Origin of the sequence: Desulfovibrio sp. ZJ200 (assembly GCF_011039095.1) — a bacterium.
Lineage (GTDB): Bacteria > Desulfobacterota > Desulfovibrionia > Desulfovibrionales > Desulfovibrionaceae > Desulfovibrio.
Genome location: NZ_JAAKEH010000011.1, coordinates 1 through 22,997, shown reverse-complemented (window position 1 = coordinate 22,997; position 22,997 = coordinate 1). Strand labels below are relative to the sequence as shown.

20 protein-coding genes are annotated in these 22,997 nt (G+C 62.3%); 6 read left to right on the top strand and 14 right to left on the bottom strand.

Annotated features, from left to right (window positions below; all coding sequences use genetic code 11):
* Positions 1 to 316: 316 nt before the first annotated feature.
* The 10 genes from G7Y52_RS04960 to G7Y52_RS04915 form a co-directional block, all read right to left on the bottom strand.
* Complete coding sequence (locus G7Y52_RS04960) at positions 317 to 1,696, bottom strand: sigma-54 dependent transcriptional regulator (protein WP_165067061.1); 1,380 nt, start codon at positions 1,694 to 1,696, stop codon at positions 317 to 319.
* Between the two features lie 10 nt (positions 1,697 to 1,706).
* Entirely contained in the window at positions 1,707 to 3,233 is a 1,527-nt protein-coding gene (locus G7Y52_RS04955; protein ID WP_241159596.1) for an ATP-binding protein, read from the bottom strand.
* A gap of 293 nt (positions 3,234 to 3,526) precedes the next feature.
* Positions 3,527 to 4,867 (bottom strand): glucose-6-phosphate isomerase, encoded by a 1,341-nt coding sequence (locus G7Y52_RS04950; RefSeq protein ID WP_165067058.1) that lies wholly within the window; start codon positions 4,865 to 4,867, stop codon positions 3,527 to 3,529.
* Between the two features lie 104 nt (positions 4,868 to 4,971).
* Complete coding sequence (locus G7Y52_RS04945; RefSeq protein ID WP_165067055.1) at positions 4,972 to 5,328, bottom strand: hypothetical protein; 357 nt, start codon at positions 5,326 to 5,328, stop codon at positions 4,972 to 4,974.
* Between the two features lie 2 nt (positions 5,329 to 5,330).
* Entirely contained in the window at positions 5,331 to 5,843 is a 513-nt protein-coding gene (locus G7Y52_RS04940; RefSeq protein WP_165067051.1) for a YchJ family metal-binding protein, read from the bottom strand.
* Between the two features lie 124 nt (positions 5,844 to 5,967).
* Complete coding sequence (locus G7Y52_RS04935; protein WP_165067048.1) at positions 5,968 to 6,831, bottom strand: hypothetical protein; 864 nt, start codon at positions 6,829 to 6,831, stop codon at positions 5,968 to 5,970.
* A 156-nt stretch (positions 6,832 to 6,987) separates the two neighbouring features.
* A complete protein-coding gene (locus G7Y52_RS04930) occupies positions 6,988 to 7,296 on the bottom strand; it encodes a hypothetical protein (protein ID WP_165067045.1) in 309 nt (102 codons plus the stop codon).
* A 248-nt stretch (positions 7,297 to 7,544) separates the two neighbouring features.
* Positions 7,545 to 8,138: a DUF4881 domain-containing protein gene (locus tag G7Y52_RS04925; protein ID WP_165067042.1), complete on the bottom strand. Its 594-nt coding sequence runs from the start codon at positions 8,136 to 8,138 to the stop codon at positions 7,545 to 7,547.
* Positions 8,139 to 8,150: 12 nt separating this feature from the next.
* Entirely contained in the window at positions 8,151 to 9,215 is a 1,065-nt protein-coding gene (locus G7Y52_RS04920; RefSeq protein ID WP_165067038.1) for a sulfite exporter TauE/SafE family protein, read from the bottom strand.
* An 18-nt stretch (positions 9,216 to 9,233) separates the two neighbouring features.
* Complete coding sequence (locus tag G7Y52_RS04915; RefSeq protein WP_165067035.1) at positions 9,234 to 9,536, bottom strand: DVU0150 family protein; 303 nt, start codon at positions 9,534 to 9,536, stop codon at positions 9,234 to 9,236.
* A gap of 432 nt (positions 9,537 to 9,968) precedes the next feature.
* Here G7Y52_RS04915 and G7Y52_RS04910 point away from each other — a divergent pair, with 432 nt between their 5' ends.
* The 3 genes from G7Y52_RS04910 (at position 9,969) to G7Y52_RS04900 (ending at position 16,731) form a co-directional block, all read left to right on the top strand.
* Positions 9,969 to 12,548, top strand: a complete 2,580-nt coding sequence (locus tag G7Y52_RS04910) for a sigma 54-interacting transcriptional regulator (RefSeq protein WP_165067032.1) — start codon at positions 9,969 to 9,971, stop codon at positions 12,546 to 12,548.
* Positions 12,548 to 15,112 carry a PEP/pyruvate-binding domain-containing protein gene (locus tag G7Y52_RS04905; protein WP_165067029.1) on the top strand — a complete coding sequence of 855 codons (2,565 nt, stop codon included), beginning with the start codon at positions 12,548 to 12,550 and terminating at the stop codon, positions 15,110 to 15,112. Before G7Y52_RS04910 ends, G7Y52_RS04905 begins: the two co-directional genes overlap by 1 nt.
* A gap of 365 nt (positions 15,113 to 15,477) precedes the next feature.
* Positions 15,478 to 16,731 carry an MFS transporter gene (locus G7Y52_RS04900; RefSeq protein ID WP_165067026.1) on the top strand — a complete coding sequence of 418 codons (1,254 nt, stop codon included), beginning with the start codon at positions 15,478 to 15,480 and terminating at the stop codon, positions 16,729 to 16,731.
* An 89-nt stretch (positions 16,732 to 16,820) separates the two neighbouring features.
* Here the strand turns inward: G7Y52_RS04900 and G7Y52_RS04895 are convergent, their stop codons facing one another.
* Genes G7Y52_RS04895 through G7Y52_RS04885 form a run of 3 tightly spaced genes read right to left on the bottom strand, consistent with a single transcriptional unit; the run spans position 16,821 to position 19,464 of the window.
* The gene (locus G7Y52_RS04895; protein ID WP_241159595.1) at positions 16,821 to 17,525 is read right to left on the bottom strand and encodes a hypothetical protein; all 705 of its coding nucleotides are present in this window, start codon (positions 17,523 to 17,525) and stop codon (positions 16,821 to 16,823) included.
* The gene (locus tag G7Y52_RS04890) at positions 17,519 to 18,088 is read right to left on the bottom strand and encodes a bifunctional adenosylcobinamide kinase/adenosylcobinamide-phosphate guanylyltransferase (RefSeq protein ID WP_165067023.1); all 570 of its coding nucleotides are present in this window, start codon (positions 18,086 to 18,088) and stop codon (positions 17,519 to 17,521) included. The genes G7Y52_RS04895 and G7Y52_RS04890 overlap by 7 nt, the downstream gene beginning before the upstream one ends.
* The gene (locus G7Y52_RS04885; protein ID WP_165067021.1) at positions 18,085 to 19,464 is read right to left on the bottom strand and encodes a hypothetical protein; all 1,380 of its coding nucleotides are present in this window, start codon (positions 19,462 to 19,464) and stop codon (positions 18,085 to 18,087) included. Before G7Y52_RS04885 ends, G7Y52_RS04890 begins: the two co-directional genes overlap by 4 nt.
* Before the next feature lie 228 nt (positions 19,465 to 19,692).
* On the opposite strand from G7Y52_RS04885, the gene G7Y52_RS04880 reads away from it, so the two are divergent.
* From G7Y52_RS04880 to thiD, 3 genes are all read left to right on the top strand, one after another.
* Positions 19,693 to 19,881: a hypothetical protein gene (locus G7Y52_RS04880; RefSeq protein ID WP_165067018.1), complete on the top strand. Its 189-nt coding sequence runs from the start codon at positions 19,693 to 19,695 to the stop codon at positions 19,879 to 19,881.
* A gap of 107 nt (positions 19,882 to 19,988) precedes the next feature.
* Entirely contained in the window at positions 19,989 to 21,425 is a 1,437-nt protein-coding gene (locus G7Y52_RS04875) for a carbon starvation protein A (protein WP_165067016.1), read from the top strand.
* A 600-nt stretch (positions 21,426 to 22,025) separates the two neighbouring features.
* Positions 22,026 to 22,826 (top strand): bifunctional hydroxymethylpyrimidine kinase/phosphomethylpyrimidine kinase, encoded by an 801-nt coding sequence (gene thiD, locus G7Y52_RS04870; protein ID WP_165067013.1) that lies wholly within the window; start codon positions 22,026 to 22,028, stop codon positions 22,824 to 22,826.
* Here thiD and G7Y52_RS04865 read toward each other — a convergent pair.
* Positions 22,798 to 22,997, bottom strand: a 200-nt coding sequence (locus tag G7Y52_RS04865; protein WP_165067010.1) for a hypothetical protein, incomplete at its 5' end; no start/stop codon positions are given. The genes thiD and G7Y52_RS04865 overlap by 29 nt on opposite strands.

The window sequence follows — 22,997 nt, the reverse complement described above, 5'->3', positions numbered from 1 at the left end:
GCGCAAGTAAATTGCGCCTGCGCCTTCGCGGCGGGCATGGCTTCGCCCTGCCAGAGCGTTTAGCTAATTTCATTAGCAAAACGCTCTAAGCCGGGATTCAAGCCGCCCGGGGACGTGGAGCCCTTGCAGCGGCTTGCTGCGACAGGGCGCGCGAAACGCTTCGCGCGCCCTGTTTTTTTAGAGCAGATTACCTTTGACTTTTTATGAAAGTCACAGGTGGCATTCAGGCGAAAAACGCGGTTTTCGCCTGAATGTACGCCGCGTTGCGGCGGCTGCCGCTTTCGCGTCAGCAGCGCATTTTCAAAGAGAAAACGCTCTAATGGCCCGTGATGGCGTATTTCTTCAGCTTATACTGCAGCAAGCTCTTGGAAATTCCCAGATATTCCGCTGCCTTGACTTGTATCAGGTCGGCGCGCACCAGGGCCCGGCGGATCAGTGCGGCCTCGATCTTTTCCAGCGTGTCCGCCAGATCCAGTTGCACGGGCAGCAGATCCACGGCGCTTTTGAACTGAGATTCCTCATCGCGGATTTCCGGGGGCAGATTGTCCACCTCTATGACGGGTCCCGGAACCAGCACCAGGCAGCTTTCCACCACGTTTTCCAACTGCCGGATATTGCCGGGCCACTCGTAGCCTGTGAGATAATTGAGGGCCTCGGTGCTGAAGGTCTTGGGCGGCATATTGTTGTCCGCCGTGACCTTTTCCACGAAATGCGCCACCAGCAGGGGGATGTCCTCGCGCCGCTCGCGCAGAGGCGGCAGAGGAATCTGCACCACGTTCAGCCGGTAATACAAATCATCGCGAAAGGTCCCCTTTTCCACCAGGGCGGTCAGATCCTTGTTGGTGGCGGCCACTACGCGAATATCCACCTCAATTTCCTCGCCGCCGCCCACGCGCTCGAACCTGCGCTCCTGTAAAACGCGCAGCAGTTTGACCTGAAGATCAGGCGTCAGTTCCGCGATCTCATCCAAAAAGAGCGTGCCCCCGTCCGCCTGCTCGAAACGCCCCCTGCGCATGGCCACCGCGCCGGTGAAGGAGCCTTTTTCATGCCCGAAAAGCTCGCTTTCCAGCACGCCGGGATTCAGGGCCATGCAATTCACGGAAATAAAGGGCTTGTCCTTGCGCGGGCTGGTGTAATGAATGGCCCGGGCCACCAGCTCCTTGCCGGTGCCTGACTCGCCGGTGATCAACACGGTGGAGCGGCTCGGCGCGGCACGATCGACCATCACCAGCACATCGCGGATGCCCCGGCTGCGGCCCACAATCTTGTGCACGCCATAGCGATCGGCCATGGCTTCCTGCAAAAGCCGATACTGGCGATGGGTGCGCGAGAGCTCGGCCGCATTATGAATGGAAAGCAGGAGCTCGTCATTGGAAAAGGGCTTGGTAATATAATCAAAGGCCCCGTACTTCATCACTTCCACCGCGCTTTCGATGGAACCGAAAGCCGTCATGATCAGCACGGGGGTATGCGGCCAGTTTTTCTTGACCCGCTCCAGAACCTCACGGCCCGTGACCTTGGGCATTTTCATGTCCGTCACCACCACGTCCACTTCGCTTTCGTTCAGAAAAGCCAGCGCGGTTTCAGGATCGCTGATGGCCGTGACCGTATAGCCCTCGTCTTCCAGCAGGGTTTGCAGGACCAGCAGGTAATTTTTTTCGTCGTCGATCACCAGAATATGGGATTTTTCACTCATCGTGCCTTCCTTATGCGGGGGGATCGGCCGCGGGCAGCAGCACGCGCACCAGCGCCCCGCCCTCAGGGCCGTTCTCAAGTTCGATCACGCCGCCGTGGCTGGCGATAATCGACTGGACAATGGGCAGGCCCAGGCCTGTGCCTCCGTCCTTGGTGGTAAAAAAGGGGTCCAGCAGATTGGGCAGCGTGCCCGGCTCAAAGCCCGGCCCGGAATCCAGAAATTCAAGACGCACGCGGCCTTGCCCGTTCTCGCGCTCAAGCTCGCCGCGAATCCGCACAATGCCCGGCCCGTCCATGGCCTGCTGGCCATTAATGAAAATATTGTAAAAAGCCCGATACAGCAAATCCTTGTCCCCGCGCACAAAAAGCCCGGCTTCAGTCTCCCGCTCCACGGCAATGCCGTGGCGGCCCATTTCCCCTTCCAGAAAAGCCAGCACCTGATCAAGCACCAGATTCACGTCCGCCAGATCCTGCCTGGGGCGGCGCGGCCGGGCATAATCCAGAAAATCATTGACCGTCTGGGAAAGGCGCACGGATTCATCATAAATGGCGCCCAAAATACGCGCCGTGCCCGCGTCGGCCTTGTCCGTGCGCCGTTGCAGCAACTCGGCGCTGGAGCGGATAATGCCCAGAGGATTGCGGATTTCATGCGCAATGCTGGCGATCACCCGGCCCATGCCGGCCAGTTTTTCATTGCTGTGCAGCTCGTTTTCCAGGAGGCGGTTTTTGTGCATGCGCTCGGCCAGCACGCGCTCGGCGCGGTGAATGAGCATCAGCAGCAGCCCGAAGAGAATCACCGAGGACAAGAGGCACATGACCACGATAACGCCCTGAAAAGCCAGCACCTGCTCGTAGTCGCCGGTGATATCCTGGGTCAGCTCCAGCGCGCCCATGACCGGCGCTTCCTGCCCGGGCCGCAGGGGCTCGCCGCGCAGAGGATAGAGCACGCGCAGCACAAAGGTGCCCTCGCGCAAGGGCACCCGGAAAGGGGCTTGCCAGGCCGGAATGCTGGAAATAATTTCGGATTTGGGAGCCGCGCCGTGCAGCACCTCGTCCAGATTGGGCGGGGAGAGACCGGCCCGGCCCACGTCTTCCTTCCTGGTGGAATAGGCCACCAGACGCGAAAAATCATAGATCCGCAGCCGTTCCACCGGCAGCCCCTGAATCACGGATTGCACGACCCGATCCAGGTGTTCGTACTGTGTGGGCTGACGCAGGGCGATGCGCCCGCTGGCCAGAATAGTGGGCAGCGCGAAACGGCGGAAGATCTGACTGTTGAGATTCTCCACCAGCAGGCGCGCAAAATCCTCCTGCCGGGTCAACAGGGTTTGGCGCGCCGAGTTGGAAATGAAAAAGGACAGAGCAAGGTTGGTCAGCAAAATGAGCGCCAGGGACAGCCAGGACAAGGTGCGCGCATAGCTCAGGGGCAAATCCGTGTCAGCCGCGGGAGCCTGTCTGGAGGTTTCCTCAGCCCCCGGCAGCCCGGAACCGGCAGAGGAGCCCGAAACCGGCCCGGAAGCGGAATGCGACTCATTCATGCAAACGATCCTCAGGGCATTCCGTTTTGAAATGCCCGGTTGATGTCTGATTTACCACATGAGACACGCGAACCCCAGAGGGTTTCGCGGCGGCGCGGTCGCTTTACGGCTGAAGACGGCAGAGCTCCGGCACTCGACCGAAAAACAGATGAAATCCGGCTTCCGCCCTTGCTCGGGCAAAGGCTGTCGCACGCAGCAGGCGGCCAAAAGGCGAACGGTAAGGGCCCTCGGGCACAGCGCCAAGGGCCCGAACAAATCTGCGGGGAGCCGCGGCCTTGCTCGTTACAACGACGTTAAAAAACCTGCGTCTGTTGCGGAGCCGACAAATAGGCCGCCAAATCCGCCTCTTCCTGCGGATAACCGCCCGCGCCGAGGCGGGCGTTGGCCAGACGCTTGCCCAATTCCACGGCGGGCTGATCCAGGGGGTTGATCCCCATCAGCCACCCGGTGAAAAGCGTGGCCGCTTCCAGAAGCATCATCAGGGAACCCGCCGCCCTGGGGCCGGTATCGCTCATTTCAATATGCACAAGGGGCACGCCGCTTTTGCCCAGCGCCATGCGCGTGCCCAGGGCCTCGGCTTCCAGCAGGCTTCCAAAAGGCTTGGCGCGCAGCCAGGCCCATTGCTCGGGCACGTCCATGCCGAAATTGCGACCCTGGGGCTGATTGCCGCTGGTCAGGAAAATGCAGCCCTTGTTGCGCGGGCCGTCCAGGAACATCTGGTTAATGGAGTGCTGATCCGTCACCCCCGTGGCGGGCACGGGCATGCTGCCTTTGCCCTCCTTGCCCAGACTTTCGGCCCAGAGCTGGGCGAACCAGGGGCCAAAGGTGGCCCACTGCGGGATGTAGCAGAAAAAGATCAACTGGCTGTAGTCGTGATCTTCCAGGGCCTTGGCCCAGCAAGCCAGGGAAAAGGAAGGGTGTTGGCCCAGGGCTGCCGGATTTTTTGCCAAAGGCCGCGCCACGTCTGCCGCGCCGTCCAGCAGAGCCTGCCAGTCAATGCCCAGAAAGGCCGCGGGCAACAAACCCACTGCCGAAAGCGCGGAGTAACGGCCGCCCAGATAATCGGGGACTTCCAGAGCCGTAAGGCCGTAACGCTGCGCCTCTTGGCGCAAATAGCCCTTGCTTTCGTCGGTGACCACAATCATCTGTTCCTGCCAGCGCGCGCCCAGCGCGGCCTTGAGCCAATCACGCACCAGAAAATACTGGGCAATGGTCTCAATGGTGCCGCCGGATTTACTGATGCAGACCACCACGGTGTCGGCGGGCCTGAGCCTGGAGAGCCAGGCTTCAAAGGTTTCGGCGCAGACATTGTCCGCGATCCAGAGCCAAGGTCCTGTATGCCCGGGCCCGTCCTGACCCGGCGCAAAAGCCCGCTGCATGGCGCGCGCGCCCAGGGCCGAACCGCCGATGCCGAGCACCAGCATATGTTTATAGGCCTTGATGCGCGGAATCAGCGGCGCCATTTCCACTTCCAGCTTGGCGCGGTACGGCATGGTCAGAAAAGGCAGTTCTCCGGCGGCGGTTTCCTGCGCCAGGCGGCGCCCCAGTTCCTCGTGCCGGGCGGCGCAGGCCGCGGCGGCTTCTTTGGGCAGACGATGACCATAGGCCCTGGACCATTCAAGCAGGTGAGACATGCGTACCTCCCGCGTTTTGAACATTTCAAAAAATGAAATGCTCCCAATGCCCGTAGGGGCGGCGGCGCAATACCGCGTGGATGCGGATTGCACCCTGTTGCCAATCATTGCTGCCAAAGCCGCAAAGGCCGGGGAGCGAAAAAACGCCGGCGCACGGCTTTATAGGTTTGCGGCCGCACGCCGAAACGGCAATGCCAGAGCGGGCATTCCTCGCGCGCCGCGCAGGCGCGCACTTCGCTCCGGCTGCCCGCGCAGCCCATGCACTGCCTGCGGACGGCGCGCAAGGCCGCGCGTTCGGCCGCCTCGGGCGGGGCCGGGCAATCCCCGCCGGGAACAGCCGCCATGCGCCACGCATTCAGGGGACAGTCCGCGTCGGAACAGGAGCGCACCGCCTTGGGCGATGCCCCCTGGCACTCCAGGCAAAATTGCCGGATAGCCGCCACGGCGCCGCTCCTGGCCATGCTTACCCAGCCGCCGCGGCGCAACATTTTTTGTATTTTTTACCGCTGCCGCAAGGGCAAGGATCATTGCGGCCCACCTTGGGGGCGGGGCGCCGGTAGCCCTCGGGGCGCAACGCCACCCCGTCCACATAATACAGTTTGTCATCTTTGCGGCTGAAAAAACTTCTTTCGCCCAATTGGCGGGGGATGCCGTCCAATTCGTAAAAAGCATGAAATTCCACAATATCATAAAGCTCGCCATTGACGCCCACGGGCGCGTCCTTGAGGCACTTGCCCACGTCCAGACGCAGCCAGCGCACGCCCTTGCTTTGCTCCGCAATTTTTTCAGCCGTGATGCCTTCACGAAAATCAGGATGCGTGCTTTGGACCAGCCAGTCATAACGGCCGAGCGCATACGCCGCATAGCGGGAACGCATCAGAATCCCGGCCTCGGCGGGCCAGGCCGTGCCGTCAAGATACGGTCCGCAACATTCCGCCAGAGGGCGGTTGCTGCCGCAGGGACAGGTAGGGGACATGAAAGCCGCCTTGGTTATATGCGCCGGGTGAACTCCCGCACTACAACCACTATAGCCCATGCCCTGCCGGGCGGCAAGGCCGAGGCAGGCACGGCGCGGGGCTGACCCTGGCTGCCGGGAGGCTTCAGACGTTGGCGCCCGGGGCTTTTTCCGCTCCGGGAAAAGAAGGCGGGCGCAAGCGGACCAGATTGCCGGGCAGAACAGCTTCAGGGTCGCGCATCAGCAATTCCAGCACGCCCTTGCGCTGCACATCAACCGTGGCCTCGCCCAGTGCGTTCCCCCGGGCGTCAAGCACTGTGCAGGTCTGCCCCGCAGCAGGCGCTTTCAGGCCGTGCAACAGGCACCAGAGACGGCAGACGCCGTCTTCCAGGCGCAGGCGGAAGACTTCGCCGCAGCCCAAAGCCGCTGCCAGGCGGGCAGAACGCCGCCCCAGCATGTACACGCAACCGCCGCAGAGCAAGGCGATTATGCCGCAACCGGCGGCCAGCACAAAAGGATTCCAGCCTGTGAGGCGGTGGATGAAAGAGGCCGAACCCGCGCGCCGGGCCGAGGCATCCGCCCACACGCGCACCTTGAACGTCTGCGCGCTGCTTGAGGCCGTCCCCCGGAACCAAACCCGCAGGGCATAACTGCCCTGCTCCGCAAGCGGTTCCGCCGTAACCGTGCCGCGCCACATTCCGTTGCCGAACCAGTAGCCTGCGAAAAATTCGTCCAATCGGAAGTGCAGCGGCGCATCCTCAGGCAGGAAGCGGGCCTGCAAGTCATTTGTCACGGGATTTTTGAGCGGGAGCGGCCCGGAAAGCACCAGAGCGTCGCCGGGCAGCAGCTCCAGAAGATCCGACCCCCTGCGCATGTGCGCCAGCAAGCCGTCGATCAGGCCCGCCAGGGCCACTGCCAGCAGAAACGCGCTGATCCAGCCAATGCTGCGCTGCTGTGAACGGGTCTTGCGCAAGGCTTGCCAGAGCTTTTGGTCGGGATGAGGGGTCATGGGTTCACCTTAGACCCGGCGCGGCAGAAGAACAAGCCCAAAGCCCGCGCCACGCCTGCGCATCCCCGGCCGGGCCCCTGCCCGGGCTGTACCCGGCCCGGTGCGGATGTCGCCTGAAGCACGCGAAAAATACGGCGCATGTCTCAGACATTGGTTTCAACGGCTGAGAAGGCCCGGGCGGCCCGAGGCTTCAAGCACGCGCCAGCGCACCAGACAGCGCCCCTGACGGGGCAGGTCGATGAGGCTTTCCTGCTCGGCCGGAAAACGCCTTTTGATCACCCGATTCAAATAAAAGGCAGATGCCCAGAGCGGCACGGTTATGCCGAAAAACCAGAGGCAAAAGGTTATTTCCGAAGAAGCGCCGCGCGCGGCCTGATACATGGCCAGAAAAACCGCTCCCACCATCAGCAGGTTGGCCATGACGCGGATCAGGGCGCTGTACAGAGATTGTTTGTAGCTGTTCATGAGATTTCTCCGGTCTGCGAGGGCATTGTACTCTTGAAATGCTCTCATGCCGCACACGCCGCAGCGCTGCTGTCGACGCCCGTAAACCTTTCCGGCTGGACGGGCCGCCATCCGCTCAAGAACGGCATGGATGCGGCCGAAAAACCTGCTTTTCGGCTGCATGATCCTTTGCAAAAGCGACCCGTTTCAAAGGCACGCTTTTGGAGAATTTGCCGGAGCGGGATAGCCCCGCTCCGGCAGCTCGCGTTTTACTTCTTGAAGATATCCGTCTTGGTGACGTTCATGATCCTCATAGCCTGGCTCTTGTCCGCATTCCTGTACGCGATGCGCATCTCATTGCCCGCCGTCCAGCTATACGGAGGCAGATCAAGCAGGTCGGCCGGCACCTTGAAGGTCACCAGCGCGTTCAGGCGCGTGGAATACACGGTTACGGCGCTCTGTTCCCTGTCGATGATCGGGAAGGTCTTGCCCGCAACCTTGGGATGATTCTTCTTGATGTTCTTTTCCACGTCCGTGAACTCCACAGGCACTGCCTCCACGCTCTTGGCGGCAGGATCATAGATGAGCACTTCGGACTTGGCGAGGTTAATCATCAGGCGGCCGCCCACATCGGGAACCGGGCCCATGTCCCTGGCTTCCGGGGGCAGTTTGAAGGTATGCACGCCGCCGCTGTAATGGGGATTAAACTGATCGTGGTTGACGTCCACCACAATGGTCAGGGTCCTGGCGGTCGGGTCAAAGGCCACGCACCGGCCCTGCTCCACGCCTCCGTCAAAATCGCAGGCTGTGAGCAGCGCAAAGGAGAGGGCCAGCGCCAGCGACAGCAGAATACGTATTTTCATGGCTTGTCTCCTTTAGTTGCCGACGGCCTGTTGCTTCTTGGCGGCCAGTTCCGCCTTGGCGCCCTGCACCATGCGAATCGCGATGTAAATGGAGATGGCGCTTACAAAACCCAGCACTTCCACCGTGGCCAGGGGGCCGAACAGCCAGGCCCAGGAGGGGAATTCGGCCTGCAGAAGCTTGAGCACCACGGACATCAGACAGCCGAGCACAGCCAGACCGAACACGATGCGGATGCCGTAGCCCTTGACGTACTTGGTGGCCACAACGCCGATCTGCGCGCCGATGGCCGCGCCGCAGAGCATGATGATGGCCGCGAGCAGTTCCACGCGTCCCTTGTAGGCATACGAGGCTGTGCCGTACAAACCGGAAATGGCCACTTCAAAAAGGTCCGTGCCCACGGCCAGATGCGTGGGGCAGCCCACCAGATAGACCAGGGCGGGCATGCGGATCAGGCCGCCGCCGATGCCCAGAATGCCCGCCAGCCAACCCGTGAACAGACTCACGATGATCGGCAGCCAGGCCGAGCAGGTGATGCCGGCGCGCTTGAAATGCACCATGGGAGGAATCCTGAAGGACTGCAGCTTGGAGGCCCAGTCAAGGCCCACGGCCGTCTTGTCAAGCTCCTGCTTGTGGGCTTTGGCCTCGCGCTCCTTTTTGCGGCGCAGGGCTACGTCATGAAAGACCAGCCAGGCCAGCAGAATCAGGAGCACCACATAGAGCCAGCGCACGACCTTGTCCACCTCGCCGATGCGTTCCAGCCACATGACCATCTGCGCGCCGATTTCCACGCCGATCACCGTGCCCACCAGCATGGTCAGACCAAGGACGTAGTCCACGTTGCCGAATTTGCCGTGGCGCATGGTGGAAATCAAGGATTTGCCGGCCATCTGGGCCACGTCCGTGCCGATGGCGAACGCCATGGGAAAGCCCAGGATATTCAGGCCCGGAGTCACCATCCAGGCCCCGCCCAGGCCGAAGAAACCGCCAATGATCCCGACGCCCAGCCCGAGAATGATCAAACCGGGCCAGAAAATGTTCACGCCGGAAATGGGCATCAAAATATACAGCCAATCCATGTCTGCCTCCTTTCCGGGCTATTTTTCCGCCAGTTCGCGATGTTCAAGGTCAATGCCGATATGACGCATGACGACGTCTGCCAAAAGACCGAGGATTGTGCCGAGGACCGGAATGATGATCATGGTCAGGATGGCGAAGAAGAAATGGCTTTCATTGTACATTTCCGCCCACCAGTACAAAAGGCCGTCCAGTTTGCGCGTATCGGCCACAATGACCACGTCGGCCTTTTTCTTGGCCGCCAGCGCCAATGACGGCATAAGCACGGGCAGCATCAGCGCGCAGCCCGTAAGCCAGATCCAAAGCCTGCGCATTTTGTTCATGAGATCCTCCACTGTGTTGGGTTTGCCCCAGGGGGCGGCGCCCTGGTCAAAGTCTGCGACCGCCCGTCCAAAAAAACACTTGCCACTAATTTGTGAAAAATAAAGCAAAGGCCGTGCCATTGCACGATCACAGACAGATATTTCGCGCAGCCGCGCCCGGGCTGCCTCATTGCGGCAGGGCTGACTCAGTTAACTATTAAGTTAAATAATTTTGCTAGGTTATCATAAATACTGGCAAGAACCGCTTCGGCGGCGGAGCCGCACTTCGCTCCCACGAAGCCTGCGGCTTCGGGCGATGCTGTCGCATCGCCGCCAGGGCTGCCGCATAAAATGCGGCAGCCCTGCCCCATTCCGGCGGATTTGCTTGTCAACTTTTTTTTTCTCGCCTATACTCGGCCCATGCTTGCGCTTTTTTGCGCAAAGAGGAGGAGAATGCGCATCTTCAACTCCCTCTCCCGTAGCGGATCGTTGCAAAACGCCTCTTTTTTTCTGAACCGCAGCCTTGCAAAGCGCATGCTGCTCCTGGGCCTGCCGCTGCTCGCCCTGGTGCTGCTGCTGATTTTTTTCCTTACCGGGCGGAGCATCGAAAGCATCGTCAATCGCGCAATAGCGCGCAACGCGCAACTTCAGGCCCAGGCCATCAGCCTTGCCCTGGAGCAAATCCTGGTGGAAACGCGCAACCAGTTGCTGATCCTGGCCGCAGGCTCCATGGATCGGCAGGATATGCTGCGCAGGCTCAAATTTCGCGCCCAGGCCGAAGGCCTGCGCTACCGCGAAGTGGCCTTCATGGGGCTGAGCCCTGAAAAACGCTTTCTGCTCCTGAACTACGGCGGCGAGATCATCGTCATCCCCCCCCAGACGGCTCTGGATACGCAGGCCAGCCCCTTTCAGACCCTCAGCGCCGGGCAGCGCCCCGGCCATGTCAACGTGAGCCAGCCGCTGGGAGTGGTCTACCCCATGGTGCGGATCAACGACTCCCTGCAAAGCCTGCCCTTGTATGTCATCCGCTTTTCCACTCCCATTTATGACGGGGAAGGGAATTTCCAGGGCATTCTGGTTCTCTCGCTGGATCTTGAGGTCCTGCGCGACGCGGTTTCGCTCTTTTCCTCCCCCGAAGCGCCGATCAACGCAGGCGGCGAAGGCACCCGCATCCGCAGCTTCTTTTTCGACAAGGAGGGCTGGATGCTTTTTCAATCCGAAACGGCGGACAAAAACCACAAAGAAAGCGCGCTGAGCTCGGACGCGGTGCGGGCAGGCTTTCGCGGGGATTTCGGCCGGCCCGGCTTCAGCGCCGCCTTTCGCCCCGGACCGGAGCATCTCAATTACTGGAACATGGTGGCCGACGTGCAGAACGGCCATGCCGGGCAATTTTTCCTTGCCAACGAGGCCGCAGCCTGGAGCGACGGGCAATTGCGGGTGGAAGGCGTGAGCTATGCGCCCGTGACGTTCATGCCCAATGCCGAAGGGCCGCGCACCGTTCTGGGCGGCCTTGCCGTGCTGGACACCAGCTTCACGGCCACGCACACGGGCCTGCAACTCGTGGGCACCTATGCCTTGTGTTTTCTGGGGGGCTTGCTGCTGCTGGGGCTGAGTCTCTGGTGGATCGCCCGGGGCATGGGCAGACATTTGAGCATTCTCAGCGCCGAGCTGCAACGCCGCAACGAGCATGACGACGCCGCAGCCCTCTGCCTGCCGCGCCTTCCCCCGGAGCTGGAAAGGATCAAGCAGAATATCAACGTGCTTCTGGAACGCCTGCGCCTGGCCAGAGCCGACCAGCTCTCCCAGGAGGCCATGCAGACCGCCCAATGGCAGCGGGAACCGGTTGAAGGCCTGCCCAGTCCCGCCGCGCTGCCCGAAAAAGGCCTGGTCGGAACTTCCGCGCCCATGCAGGCCCTGCACAGCCAGATTCAAAAGGCCGCGCAAGTGCTTGCCGATGTTTTGATCGTGGGCGAAACCGGCACGGGCAAGGAGCTGGTTTCCCAGGCCATCCACAGCCTGAGCCGCCGCGCCGACGGTCCCTTTATCACCATCAACTGCGGCGCTCTGGATGAAACCCTGCTGATGGATACGCTCTTCGGCCATGTGAAGGGCGCGTTCACCGAGGCCAGGCAGGCCCGCAAAGGCGCCTTTCTGGCCGCTGAAGGCGGAACCCTGATGCTGGACGAGATAGGCAACGCCACGCCCAAAGTTCAGCAGGCCCTGCTGCGCGCCCTCTCCACCCGGAGCATCCGGCCCTTGGGCAGTGATCACGATCTGCCTTTTGACACCAGGATCATTGCGGCCACCAACGCCGAGCTGCACGGCGAGGCCCAGGACGGCTCCTTTCGCGAGGACTTGTATTACCGCCTCGCGGTCCTGACCATCCGCACGCCGCCCCTGCGGCGGCGCAAGGAAGATATCCCGGCTCTTGTGGTCTATTTTCTGGCCCGAGCCGTGGAAGCCTCCGGTGCGGGCCATGCCCGCGCGCTCCCCAGAATCAGCCGCGGGGCTCTGGACAAGCTCATGCGCCACCATTGGCCCGGAAATGTGCGCGAGCTGGAAAATACCCTGACCAGGGCGCTGACATTCTGCGAGGGGCACATACTCTATGCGGAAAATATTCAGTTCGGGCCCGGTTCGCCGCCTCCGGCGCATCCCGCAAAAAAAGACGCTCTCGCCCATCCCGAAGCTGACGCCGCCGCTCCGGAAAACAACGGGCCTGCGGAAAGGGCGCCGGACGCCCGGCCCGACGCCACGGCCCAGGCCGCCGGGCCGGCCACGGATACGACGCTGCTCAACTACCGCCAGCGGGCGCTGCTGCCCTGTCTCAAGGATCGCGGGAGCATCAGCCGCCAGGAATATCAGGCCCTGGCCGGAGAAGGCATCTCCATGCGCACGGCCCAGTATGATCTGCAATTGCTGGTGCAGCTCGGCCTGATGTATAAGGTGGGCCGCGGCCCGGCCCAGCGTTATATGTTTACGGCGCGCCCCGGCGTCGCAGATGACAGGCAGACGGAAAAAGGAGCCTCCTGATGAACGCCGTGGATACCGTGCGGAAACTGTTGGGCCTGACGCGACGCATCAGCCGGGAAAAGGCCATGGCCGTCTTTACCCGGCGTTACGCCTCCTTCAAAGAACTTTTGCAGGCCAACGCGGATCTCGCGGGCATTCTGGCCTCCCTGGACGCGGCCCAGCGCGGCGAGCGCAGCCTGGAAATCGGCCAGGTGCGCAAAGAGGCCCGGCGGGCTATTTTTCAGTGCGAACGGATGGCGGGCTGTCTCAACGACATTTCCTCGCAGCGCCATGCGGAGCTCGGCGCGGTGGTGGACGCCATCAGCGAGCGCATTGTGCGGGAGCTTGAGCAGTACGCGCGCGGGGACGTGACCTCCCTGACGCTGCCGCTCAGCGAAGTGGACGCCAGCATGGCATACAGCGTGGGCGGCAAAAACGCCAATCTCGGCGAGTTGCGCAATATGCTGGATATGCCCGTGCCGCGCGGTTTCGCCATTACCATCAAGGCCGGAAGCCTCTTTTTGCTGCGCAGCAACAGCCTGTTCAAAAACATCTACAGCCATCTGCGCTCCGTGGACGCTGAAAAGCCGTCCACTATCAGCGCGGCGGCCCGGGAAGTGGAGCGGCTGATCCTCAATGCCCCGGTGCCCGAGGAAGTGAGCGACCCCATACTGGCGGCCTGGGACGAGGTTTTCGGCGCGGAAAGCGATATTGTGGCCGCCCTGCGCTCCAGCGCCATTGCCGAAGACGGCGTGCAGTCCTTTGCCGGGCAGTACCGCAGTATTCTGGGCGTCACGCGGCAGGATCTGCTCATGGGCTTCAAAAAGGTGGTGGCCAGCCTCTTTTCCCCTCGCGCCCTGGCCTACCGGGCCGTCCACGGCTACGCCCTGGACGCCACGGGCATGGGCCTGTGCTGCCTTGAAATGGTGCGGGCCAAGGCGGCCGGAGTCGCGTTTTCCAGGCATCCGGTGGATCTGCGTTCCAACAGCGTGCTGATCAACGGTCTCTGGGGCCTCGGAGAAATGGTGGTGGACGGCACAGGCACGCCGGATCAATGGCTGGTTTCGCGCGCCACGCGGCGCATAAGCCGCGAAACCGTAGCCCATAAGGAGGCGCGGCTGCTCCTTGTGCGCAAGGAGGGCAAGGTTGAAAGCGAGGTAGTGGACGTGCCCGAGGCTCTGCGCGACGTGCCCTGCCTCAGCCATGCCCAGGTGGAACAGTTGGCGGCCCTGGCCCTGACCCTGGAGCGCCATTATCAGTATCCGCAGGATCTGGAATGGGCAGTGGATGAGGAAGATCGGATCATCCTGCTCCAAACCCGGCCCATGTGCCTGGACTGCGGCGCCGAAATCGCCGCGCCTGCGCTGGGGCATATGCGGCCCTTGCTGCGCGGGGCGGATGTGGCGGCCAAGGGCGTGGGCTGCGGCCCCGTGGTCCTGGCCCGCCCCGAAGAGGATCTTACCCACTTTCCGGAGGGCGCGGTCATGCTTTTGGCCCACTCCTCGCCCAACGCCATGCCGGCCATGCCGCGAGCCGCGGCGGTCATTGCCGAAACAGGCAGCCTGACCGGGCATATGGCCTCCATCTGCCGCGAGTTCGGCGTGCCCACGCTGATGAATCTGCCGGGCGCGCTCAGCCTGCTCACGCCGGGGCAGGTCGTCACGGTGGACGCCCTTTCAGGACGCGTTTTCAAGGGCGAAGTGCCGGAATTGCTGACTCTGAGCCTGAGCCGCAAGCTGCCCAGGGCCGATACGCCCGCCCTGGTTCTGTTGCGGCGGATAGCGCCGCATATTCTGCCCTTGCACCTGGTGGACCCGCAATCGGAACTTTTCACGCCAGGCAACTGCACCTCGCTCCACGATGTCATGCGTTACGCGCACGAATTAAGCTATACGGAGATGTTTCTGCTCTCGGACAGCGTCTCGGAGAACAGCGCGGGCGTGGCCAGCCGCCTGCAATGCGCCGTGCCGCTGGATCTGTATGTGATTGATCTGGGCGGCGGCCTGAAAAAGCCGGAAGCTGCGCTGGTCAGGCCGGAGGATGTGACCAGCGTGCCTTTCCGGCAGCTTCTGGACGGCATGCTCCACCCGGCGGTGCGGGCCAACGGCCCCCGCCCTGTGAACATGCGCGGCTTTCTCTCCGTGATGGGCCAGAGCATGATCGGCGGCAATCAGCAGAACGGCGCGCGCTTCGGCGAACGCAGCTACGCCATTGTTTCCGATCGCTACCTCAACTTTTCCTCGCGTGTGGGCTATCATTACGCCATTCTGGACACCTGGTGCGGCGACACGCTCAGCAAAAACTATATCCGTTTTGAATTTGCGGGCGGCGCGGCTGGAGAGGTGCGGCGAGCCCGGCGCGTGCGCTGCATCGGCCTGATCCTCACGGAACTCGGCTTTACCGTCGTGGTCAACGGCGACAGAATACGGGCGCGCTACCAGAAATACCCCAAGCTTGAACTGCTCTCGCGCCTGGATCAACTGGGGCGGCTTTTAATCATGACCCGCCAGATGGATATGCTCATGGTGGACGACGAGGCTGTCCAGGCCTATGCCGCCAAATTTCTCAACGGCGAATACCATTAGAGCATTTTCTCTTTGAAAATGCTCTGCTGACGCGAAAGCGGCAGCCGCCGCAACGCGGCGTACATTCAGGCGAAAACCGCGTTTTTCGCCTGAATGCCACCTTTGACTTTCATAAAAAGTCAAAGGTAATCTGCTCTAGAGCGTTTTGCTCATGAAATTAGCTAAACGCTCTGGCAGGGCGAAGCCATGCCCGCCGCGCGCGTCAGCCCTGTGCGGCTGCGAAATTACTCTTGCGCCCTGCTCCCGATACCCGTAGACTGGAATGATACGATGCCGCTCTTCCTGAGCCGCAACCGCGCCGCGTATCGCCCGGCGCTCGCCCGAACGCCGTCAACATACACCTCTTCCGGAGAATTGAGGCCTTCATGCCGTGCCTTGCCGACTTGCAAAGCCGGGCCAAACGTTGGGACAAGCCCCTTGAACCGCCGCAGAAGCTTTTGAGCCGGGACTTTATCCTGCTCTTCTGCATGGCCATGTGCTCCAACAGTTACATCGCCGTGTTCTACTCTTTCGAGCAATGGCTGGAAGGCCTCGGCATCAGCCCCAACTGGCGCGGGGTACTGCTCTCCTCCCTGTTCGCCATGGTTTTGCTCTTCCGCCCTCTGGCCAGCTTTTTTTTGCTCAGGCGCGGCACATTGCTTGCCCTGCTGCTCTCGATCCTTGTCTCAAGCTGCGTCATGCTGGCTTACCCCTATGTCCGGGGCGAGCACATTGTGGGCATCATCTGGCTGCTGCGCATTATTCAGGGCATTGCCCTGGCCGTGTTTTCCAGTTGCGTGGTGGCCGTGCTGGTGAGCTGCATCCCCAAAGGCCAGAGCGCCAGGGGCTTTGCCCTCTTTTCCCTGACCATGCTGCTGCCCTATTCGATCATCCCGGCTCTGTCCGAGCGCATTCTGCCGCTGCTCGGCGGCGAGCCGCAGCTCTTTGCCCTGACGGCCATCCTGGGGCTGCCCACTCTGGCCATGCTGATCCCTCTGGCCCCGCGCCTGAGAAGGCCGGAAATGCCTCCGGCAGGCGAAAACAGCATTTCCGGGCGGGCTCTCTGGCAGGCCGTGAGTCACTCCGGCCTCTTTTTCGTCTATGCGGCCTGTCTGACCTTCAGCATCATGACTGTGCTGGCCATTTTCTTCATGAAAGGTCTGACCTCCGTCACCGGGGCGCATCCGGCCTGGTTTTTCTCCACCTACACGATCACCATCATTCTGGTCCGGCTGTTCGGCAGCAACCGGCTGGACACCTTGCCCCGCTACCGGGTGATCACCCTTTGCAGCGGCGTGCTGGCCTGCTGCATGCTCGTTCTGGCCTGGGGGCCGCTCTGGGCCTTTCTTCCCATCACCTGCGTGTACGGCCTGGGCCTGGGCCTGCTCTACCCTCTGCTGGCCGCCGCCGTGTATGACCGCTCCACGCCGCCCACCCGTTCGATCAACTCCAATGTGATGATGTCCACCTTTGACGCCAGCGGCATGCTCGGCCCCCTGCTGGGCGGGCTGGTGATCCAGAGCGGCTGCGGCTACCGGGGGGTTTTCACCGCGGCGGCCGTCACTATTACGCTCAGCGGCTGTTGCATGCTGATCGACAGGATGCGCATGAGCCGGCGAGCGCGGCGCGACGCGCTCTGACGCAGAGGAGATCACTGCCGCCCGCCTTCGGCCAGATGGGCAGAACCCGCTCGCCGTTATACTCCCGCAGCACATCAGCTCGAAAAGGCTTACGGAACCACATTCCGGCTTTCCGCAGCCACACGGTCCAGAAGTTCCTCCAGATTTTCCACGGCCGTCAGACGGCAGCCGTCATCCACCGGGCTGACGCGCCCCAGCACGGCATACGTCTCGCCGTTGCCTGCGTCGTGCACCGTAAAAGGCACGAGCCAGCCCTGACCGTCGCGACGGGCCTGGCCGATCTCGCGGATTTCCTTGCGTCCGGTGGAGGCATCGGCAAAAAGCGGGGCCAGAAGGCCCTGGGCAGCCTGCCCCGTGGGCGTGCGCCCGGCAAAAGCGCCGGAAGCCACGCCGTTGATCACAAAGGCCCTGATCTCACTGAAGAGCAGGCTGCGCACAGTGACGCCCCCGCTGTCCTGGCCCGCTGCCTGGGAAAAGAGCATTGCCAGCAGCGGCGGCAATTGCCCGGCCACTTCCGGTTTTTGCGCCTCCCGTAAAAAAAGATCCAGGGCATCGTCCAGAATGGCGTCGAGATCCACAAGGCGCTCAAAGGCCGCCACGTCAGCCGCGTCCACGGCCTTGCCTGCCTGCGCGATGCAGAAGCGCGCCTGCTCCGCGCCCAAGTCGGCGGATGCTGCGGATGCAGCGGATGCGGGCGAGGCCGCAAGGCAGGGCATAAGCCAGGCCAGGCAGCAGATGAAGCGGAAAACCGCCCTCACAGGGCGGCAGAAAGATGCGTGCGCGCGTATCAGCATATCTCCTCCGGCAACGTCCCCTTGAGAGCCAGGGGCAGACCGCAGCTCACAAAAATCACACGGGGGCAGGCCCTGGCCAGCATCTGATTGGCACTGCCCAACACATCCCGGTACAAACGGCCCAAAGCAGTGCCGGGCACAATACCCAAACCCGTTTCGGCACTGACCACAGCCGTGGGCAGCCCCGGCGTTTCAAGCCAGGCGGCCAGGGCCGCCACCCTTTCCAGCGCCGCATCCGGCGCGAAGTCGGCGGCCAGCAGATTGGCAAGCCAGATGCTCACGCAATCCAGCAGCAGCACGCCGGGCAGCGGCTCGGACGCAGCGGCGCGCTGCTCCAAAAAATCCCTCACTGCGGCCAGCGGGTCCAGGGGCTCCTCCAGGCACTGCCAGCCTGCGCCCCGTTGCGCCTGATGCCGGGCCACGCGCTCGGCCATCTCGGCATCCTGCGCGCGACAGGTGGCCAGAAAAAGGCGACGGCACGCCCGGGCCTCAGCCCAGCGCTGGGCCAGCCCGCTTTTGCCGCTGCGCGTGCCGCCCACAAAGAGCAAAGCAGACCGGCTCACTGGCCCTGGCCGCCTACCTGGACAGGAGCGGGCACGGCAGGCTGGGCCGCCGGCGTGTTTGGCTGCGCAGCCGGGAGCCGCGCCCCGCTCTGCGGCGCGGCAGCGCCACCGGGCACAGGCGCGGGAGGAGCGGCAGCGGGCCGGCCCGCAGGCAACGTGCCGGCAGATGCCGGTCGCGCGGCAGCGCCTGCTCCGGCCTGGGCGCAACGCCGGGCCAAATCCCGCAGAATGCCCGCGGCGCTTTGCACGGACGCCAGGGCCTGGGGGTCATGGCGCAAACGCCGCTCAACCCAGTGGGCCAGAAAGAGGAGCGAATCCTCATCCAGGGCGTGGCCGCCACCTTTGCGGATGGCTGCCACCAGGGCCCGCTGCGCGGTTGCTCTCTCTTCCAGGGCGCGGCGGTAGCGAGCGCTCAAGCCGTCTACCCGCAGTTGAGCCGCGGAGATCCGGGACGCCGGGGCCTTGTCCTCGCGCAACTGATCCAGATCGAAAACAGCCACGGTCATTTGCGAGCTGATATCCACCGCGGCTTGCGCAAGCTGTTCCAGCCCCTTGAGCCGCCTGTTCAGATCCGGCACCGCGGCCACGCCTTCCAGGCCCCCGGCCACCATCACGAAACGGCCCGCGAGGAGCATGAACATCTGCCGGGTCTGTTCCGGCGTCAAGCCTCTGGCAAAAGCCTCGCGGCCCAAGGCTGCCATGAAACGTTCGACATAGAGCGCGTACAGGTTCTGAAGCATGGTGGGATGAAAGGCATACCGCAGGATCGCCTCGCGGCCGCCCCCGGCCAGGCCGGTCATTTTCGTGCCGTAACGCTGGTTGACGCTTTGCACGCTTGCCGCGAGCGAGCCGCCGCCCGCTCCCGGCCTGTAGCGCGAGACCAGATACGCTGCCAGATCCTCCACAAAGCCGGGTCGGACCCTGCTGTCCTCCGTGACCCTGGGAAGCGCAGGTTGCGCCGAATCCAGACCCGGAAGACCGCCGGAAGCGTTGCCCGCAAGGCCTGCCTGCCCCGGCGGCAGGGAAGTATCCACCGGAGAGCCCACTGTGCCCTGCACGTTCTGACCGGCAAAGGTGCCGGGCGCGGTGCCCGGACTGGTCACAGACGGCGGCAAAGGCGGCGGCGCGTCGCGCAGCAGATCGCTGACCCCGGCCAGAGGCGTGCCGCTGGTGGCGTTGTCAATGGCAGCGGCAGCCTGGTCCCGCCACTGCTCGCGGGTTGCCTTGTCGCGGGTGAGCCAGAATGCGGCGCCGCCCACCGCCAGAACCGCCAGCAGGGCCAGCACAAGGAGTTTACGACCGCCGCCCCTGCCGGGTCGGGGCTTGGGAAGGTTCATGATGTCGGGAACCTGGGGCGCTTTTTTTTCCAACTTCATCCGGATCTCCTCATGAAGGGGATGCAGCCGCAAGCAGACCGCAACCAGGGGAGTTGCAGCAGACAGCGTCATCCTGAGCGATAGAACAGGGCAACCGGGCAAACTTCTCGGTCGGACAGTGCGAAGTCGGGGCAGTCAAAGCGCTCACGCCGCAGGGGCCCGGCAAAGGCCGGGCCGCGGCGCACGACTGCGCCATGACGACAGAGCGTGGTAAAAGGCGAACGGCTCTTGGCCACAGCACATCGACTCTGCTTTTCTGTTTATACCATCCCTTTTTTTGCGTGTGAAGACTTTTTCCAGAGACTTTCTCAAGCAATCCGCCGCAACGCGGCGGCATTGCAACGGCGCGAAAGCACATTGCTGTCAACGATGCTGCATGGCGATGGCCAGAGCGCGCTGCAGAGAGCCGGATATTGACGACGAAGTGACATCCGGGTAATTGAGAAGCACTCTTGCATGAAAAAGGATTGCCCGGCGTGGGCACTCGTTTTGACAATCTCAACCATCACGCGCAGAGAAAAGCTATGCCAAATTATGTCTACTTTCTCCTGGCTGTGGCGGCCTTGTTTCTCGGCTACTGGATTTACGGCAGCATTGTGGAAAAAGTTTTCGGCGTGCAGCCGGGCAGACCCACTCCGGCCCAAACCCATGCCGACGGCGTGGATTATGTGGAAATGCCCGTCTGGAAAGTCTGGCTGGTCCAACTGCTGAACATCGCGGGTGTGGGCCCGGTGTTCGGCCCGATCCTGGGCGCGTTGTACGGCCCTTCGGCCCTGCTCTGGATTGTGATCGGCACCATTTTTGCCGGGGCCGTGCATGACTACATGTCCGGCATGCTTTCCATTCGGTACAACGGGGCCAATGTGCCGACCATCGTGGGCTATAACCTGGGCAATGCCGCCAAGCAGATTATGCGGGTCTTCGCCGTGGTGCTTCTGGTGCTGGTGGGCGTGGTCTTTGTGGCCGCTCCGGCCTCGCTGCTGGCCAAGCTCACGCCCGGCTGGATGAACCTGACCTTCTGGGTCTGCGTGATCTTTGCCTATTACTTTCTGGCCACGATCATGCCCATCGACAAGATTATCGGCCGCTTCTACCCTGTTTTCGGCGCGATCCTGATTTTCATGGCCGTGGGCATCACAGTGATGATGTTCACCAGCGGCACGGAATTCTACAACTCCATCGAATGGGCCAACCAGAATCCCAAGGGGCTGCCCATCTTCCCCATGGTCTTCATTACCATTGCCTGTGGCGCGCTCTCCGGCTTCCACGCCACCCAGTCCCCGCTCATGGCCCGCTGCATGGCCAATGAAAAGCTGGGCAAGTCCGTGTTTTACGGCAGCATGGTGGCCGAGGGCTTCATCGGCCTGGTCTGGGCCACAGTGGGCATGAGCTTCTATCACGGCCCCGAGGCCCTGCAGGCCGCTCTGGCCAACGGCGGCCCGGGCAACGTGGTCACCGAGTCCTCCTTTGCCCTGATGGGCGCCGTGGGCGGCGTGCTGGCCATCCTGGGCGTGGTGGCGCTGCCGATCACCTCCGGCGACACGGCCTTCCGCGCCGCGCGCCTGACCATTGCCGAAACCTTCAATTATTCCCAGAAGGCCGTGTCGCCGCGCCTTTTGATCGCCGTGCCCATGTTTCTGATCGGCATCATTCTTTCCCAGGTGAACTTTGACATCATCTGGCGCTACTTCGGCTGGGCCAACCAGTCTCTCGCCACGATCATGCTCTGGGCCGCGGCGGCCTATTTGTATCGCAAGGGGCGCTTCCATTGGATCTGCTCCTTGCCCGCCGTGTTCATGACCGCTGTCTGCGTTTCCTACATCTGCTTTGAGCGCACCATGGGCTTCGGCATGGGCATCGAACTTTCCAATACCATCGGCGTCATTGCGGCCATTGCGGCTTTTGTGGCTTTTATGCTGCTCGGCCGCAAGAGCGTGACGGGCGCGCCGCAAAACGCCTGAGCCGCCGCGAGCTGCGCAACGACGCCGCGGCGCCAGAGCGGTTTGCTGTTGAAAACGGCAACCGCTCTGGCGGTCGCGGGAGCGGACGCCCGCGCCGAATGAGCCTGAAAACCACGCTTTTCAGGCGCTTGTCCCGCTTGCGGGGGCTTGTCCCGCTTGCGGGGGCTTGTCCCGCTTGCGGGGGCTTGTCCCGCTTGCGGGGAAATGATGGCAGCGCCGCTTTTGAAATTGAATAATTTCAAAAGCAAAATGCTCTAGCTGGCGGCAGAACGCCCAGCCGCAAAGCATTCCGGGGCAGGACGACAAACGTCCTGCCCCTTCGCTCTTGCTCTCCACGGAAGATGCGCTTAGAGCGTTTTGCTCATGAAATCAGCTAAACGCTCTGGCGACAGCGTTAGAGCATTTTCTCTTTGAAAATGCTCTGCTGACGCGAAAGCGGCAGCCGTCGCAATGCGGCGTACATTCAGGCGAAAACCGCGTTTTTCGCCTGAATGCCACCTTTGACTTTCATAAAAAGTCAAAGGTAATCTGCTCTACGTGATTGAAAATGAATATTTCCAATCAAAAAATGCTCTAAATGTACCCATAAGGAACGCATATATGCCGACTCCCCCCAACATTCTGACTATCGCCGGGTCCGACTCCGGCGGCGGCGCGGGCATCCAGGCCGATCTGAAAACCATCATGGCCCTGGGCGGCTACGGCATGAGCGTGATTACCGCGCTCACGGCCCAGAACGGTCTTGGCGTCACGGGCATACAAGCCCCGGAACCGGACTTTGTGGCTCTGGAGCTGCGCACTGTGCTGGAGGGCTTTCCCGTGGCCGCGGCCAAAACCGGCATGCTCTTTTCCGCACCGATCATCCGGGCCCTGAGCCCTATCCTGCGCCGGCGCGGCTTCCCCCTGGTGGTGGACCCGGTATCCGTAAGCCAGAGCGGCAGCCAGCTGCTGCAAGAGGATGCCGTGACCGCGCTCAGGGAAGAAATCCTGCCCGGCTGCGAACTGCTTACGCCCAACCGGCCCGAAGCCGAAATGCTCACCGGCTTGAACATCAAGAATGTGGAGGACGCCTTTACGGCCGGTGAAAAACTGCTCGGGATGGGGGCCAGGGCGGTCTTGATCAAAGGCGGGCATATGGACAACGCTGTGATGGTCGTTGACTGCCTGTGCGTACCCGGCGAGAAACCCAGGGCCTTGCCGCAGGCAAAGGTGGAAACCGCCAACAACCACGGCACCGGCTGCACGCTCTCGGCGGCCATCGCCACAGGTCTGGGCAAGGGCCTGCCGCTGCTTACGGCCGTGACCAAAGCTCAGGAATTTCTCAACCTGGCTTTGCGCAAAAGCTATAGCCCGGGCAAGGGGTGCGGCCCTGTCAACCATGCGGCGGCGCTGAACATCTAGAGCAGATTACCTTTGACTTTTTATGAAAGTCAAAGGTGGCATTCAGGCGAAAAACGCGGTTTTCGCCTGAATGTACGCCGCGTTGCGGCGGCTGCCGCTTTCGCGTCAGCAGAGCATTTTCAAAGTGAAAATGCTCTAGAGCATATTGCTTTTGAAACGCTCGCTCCGGCG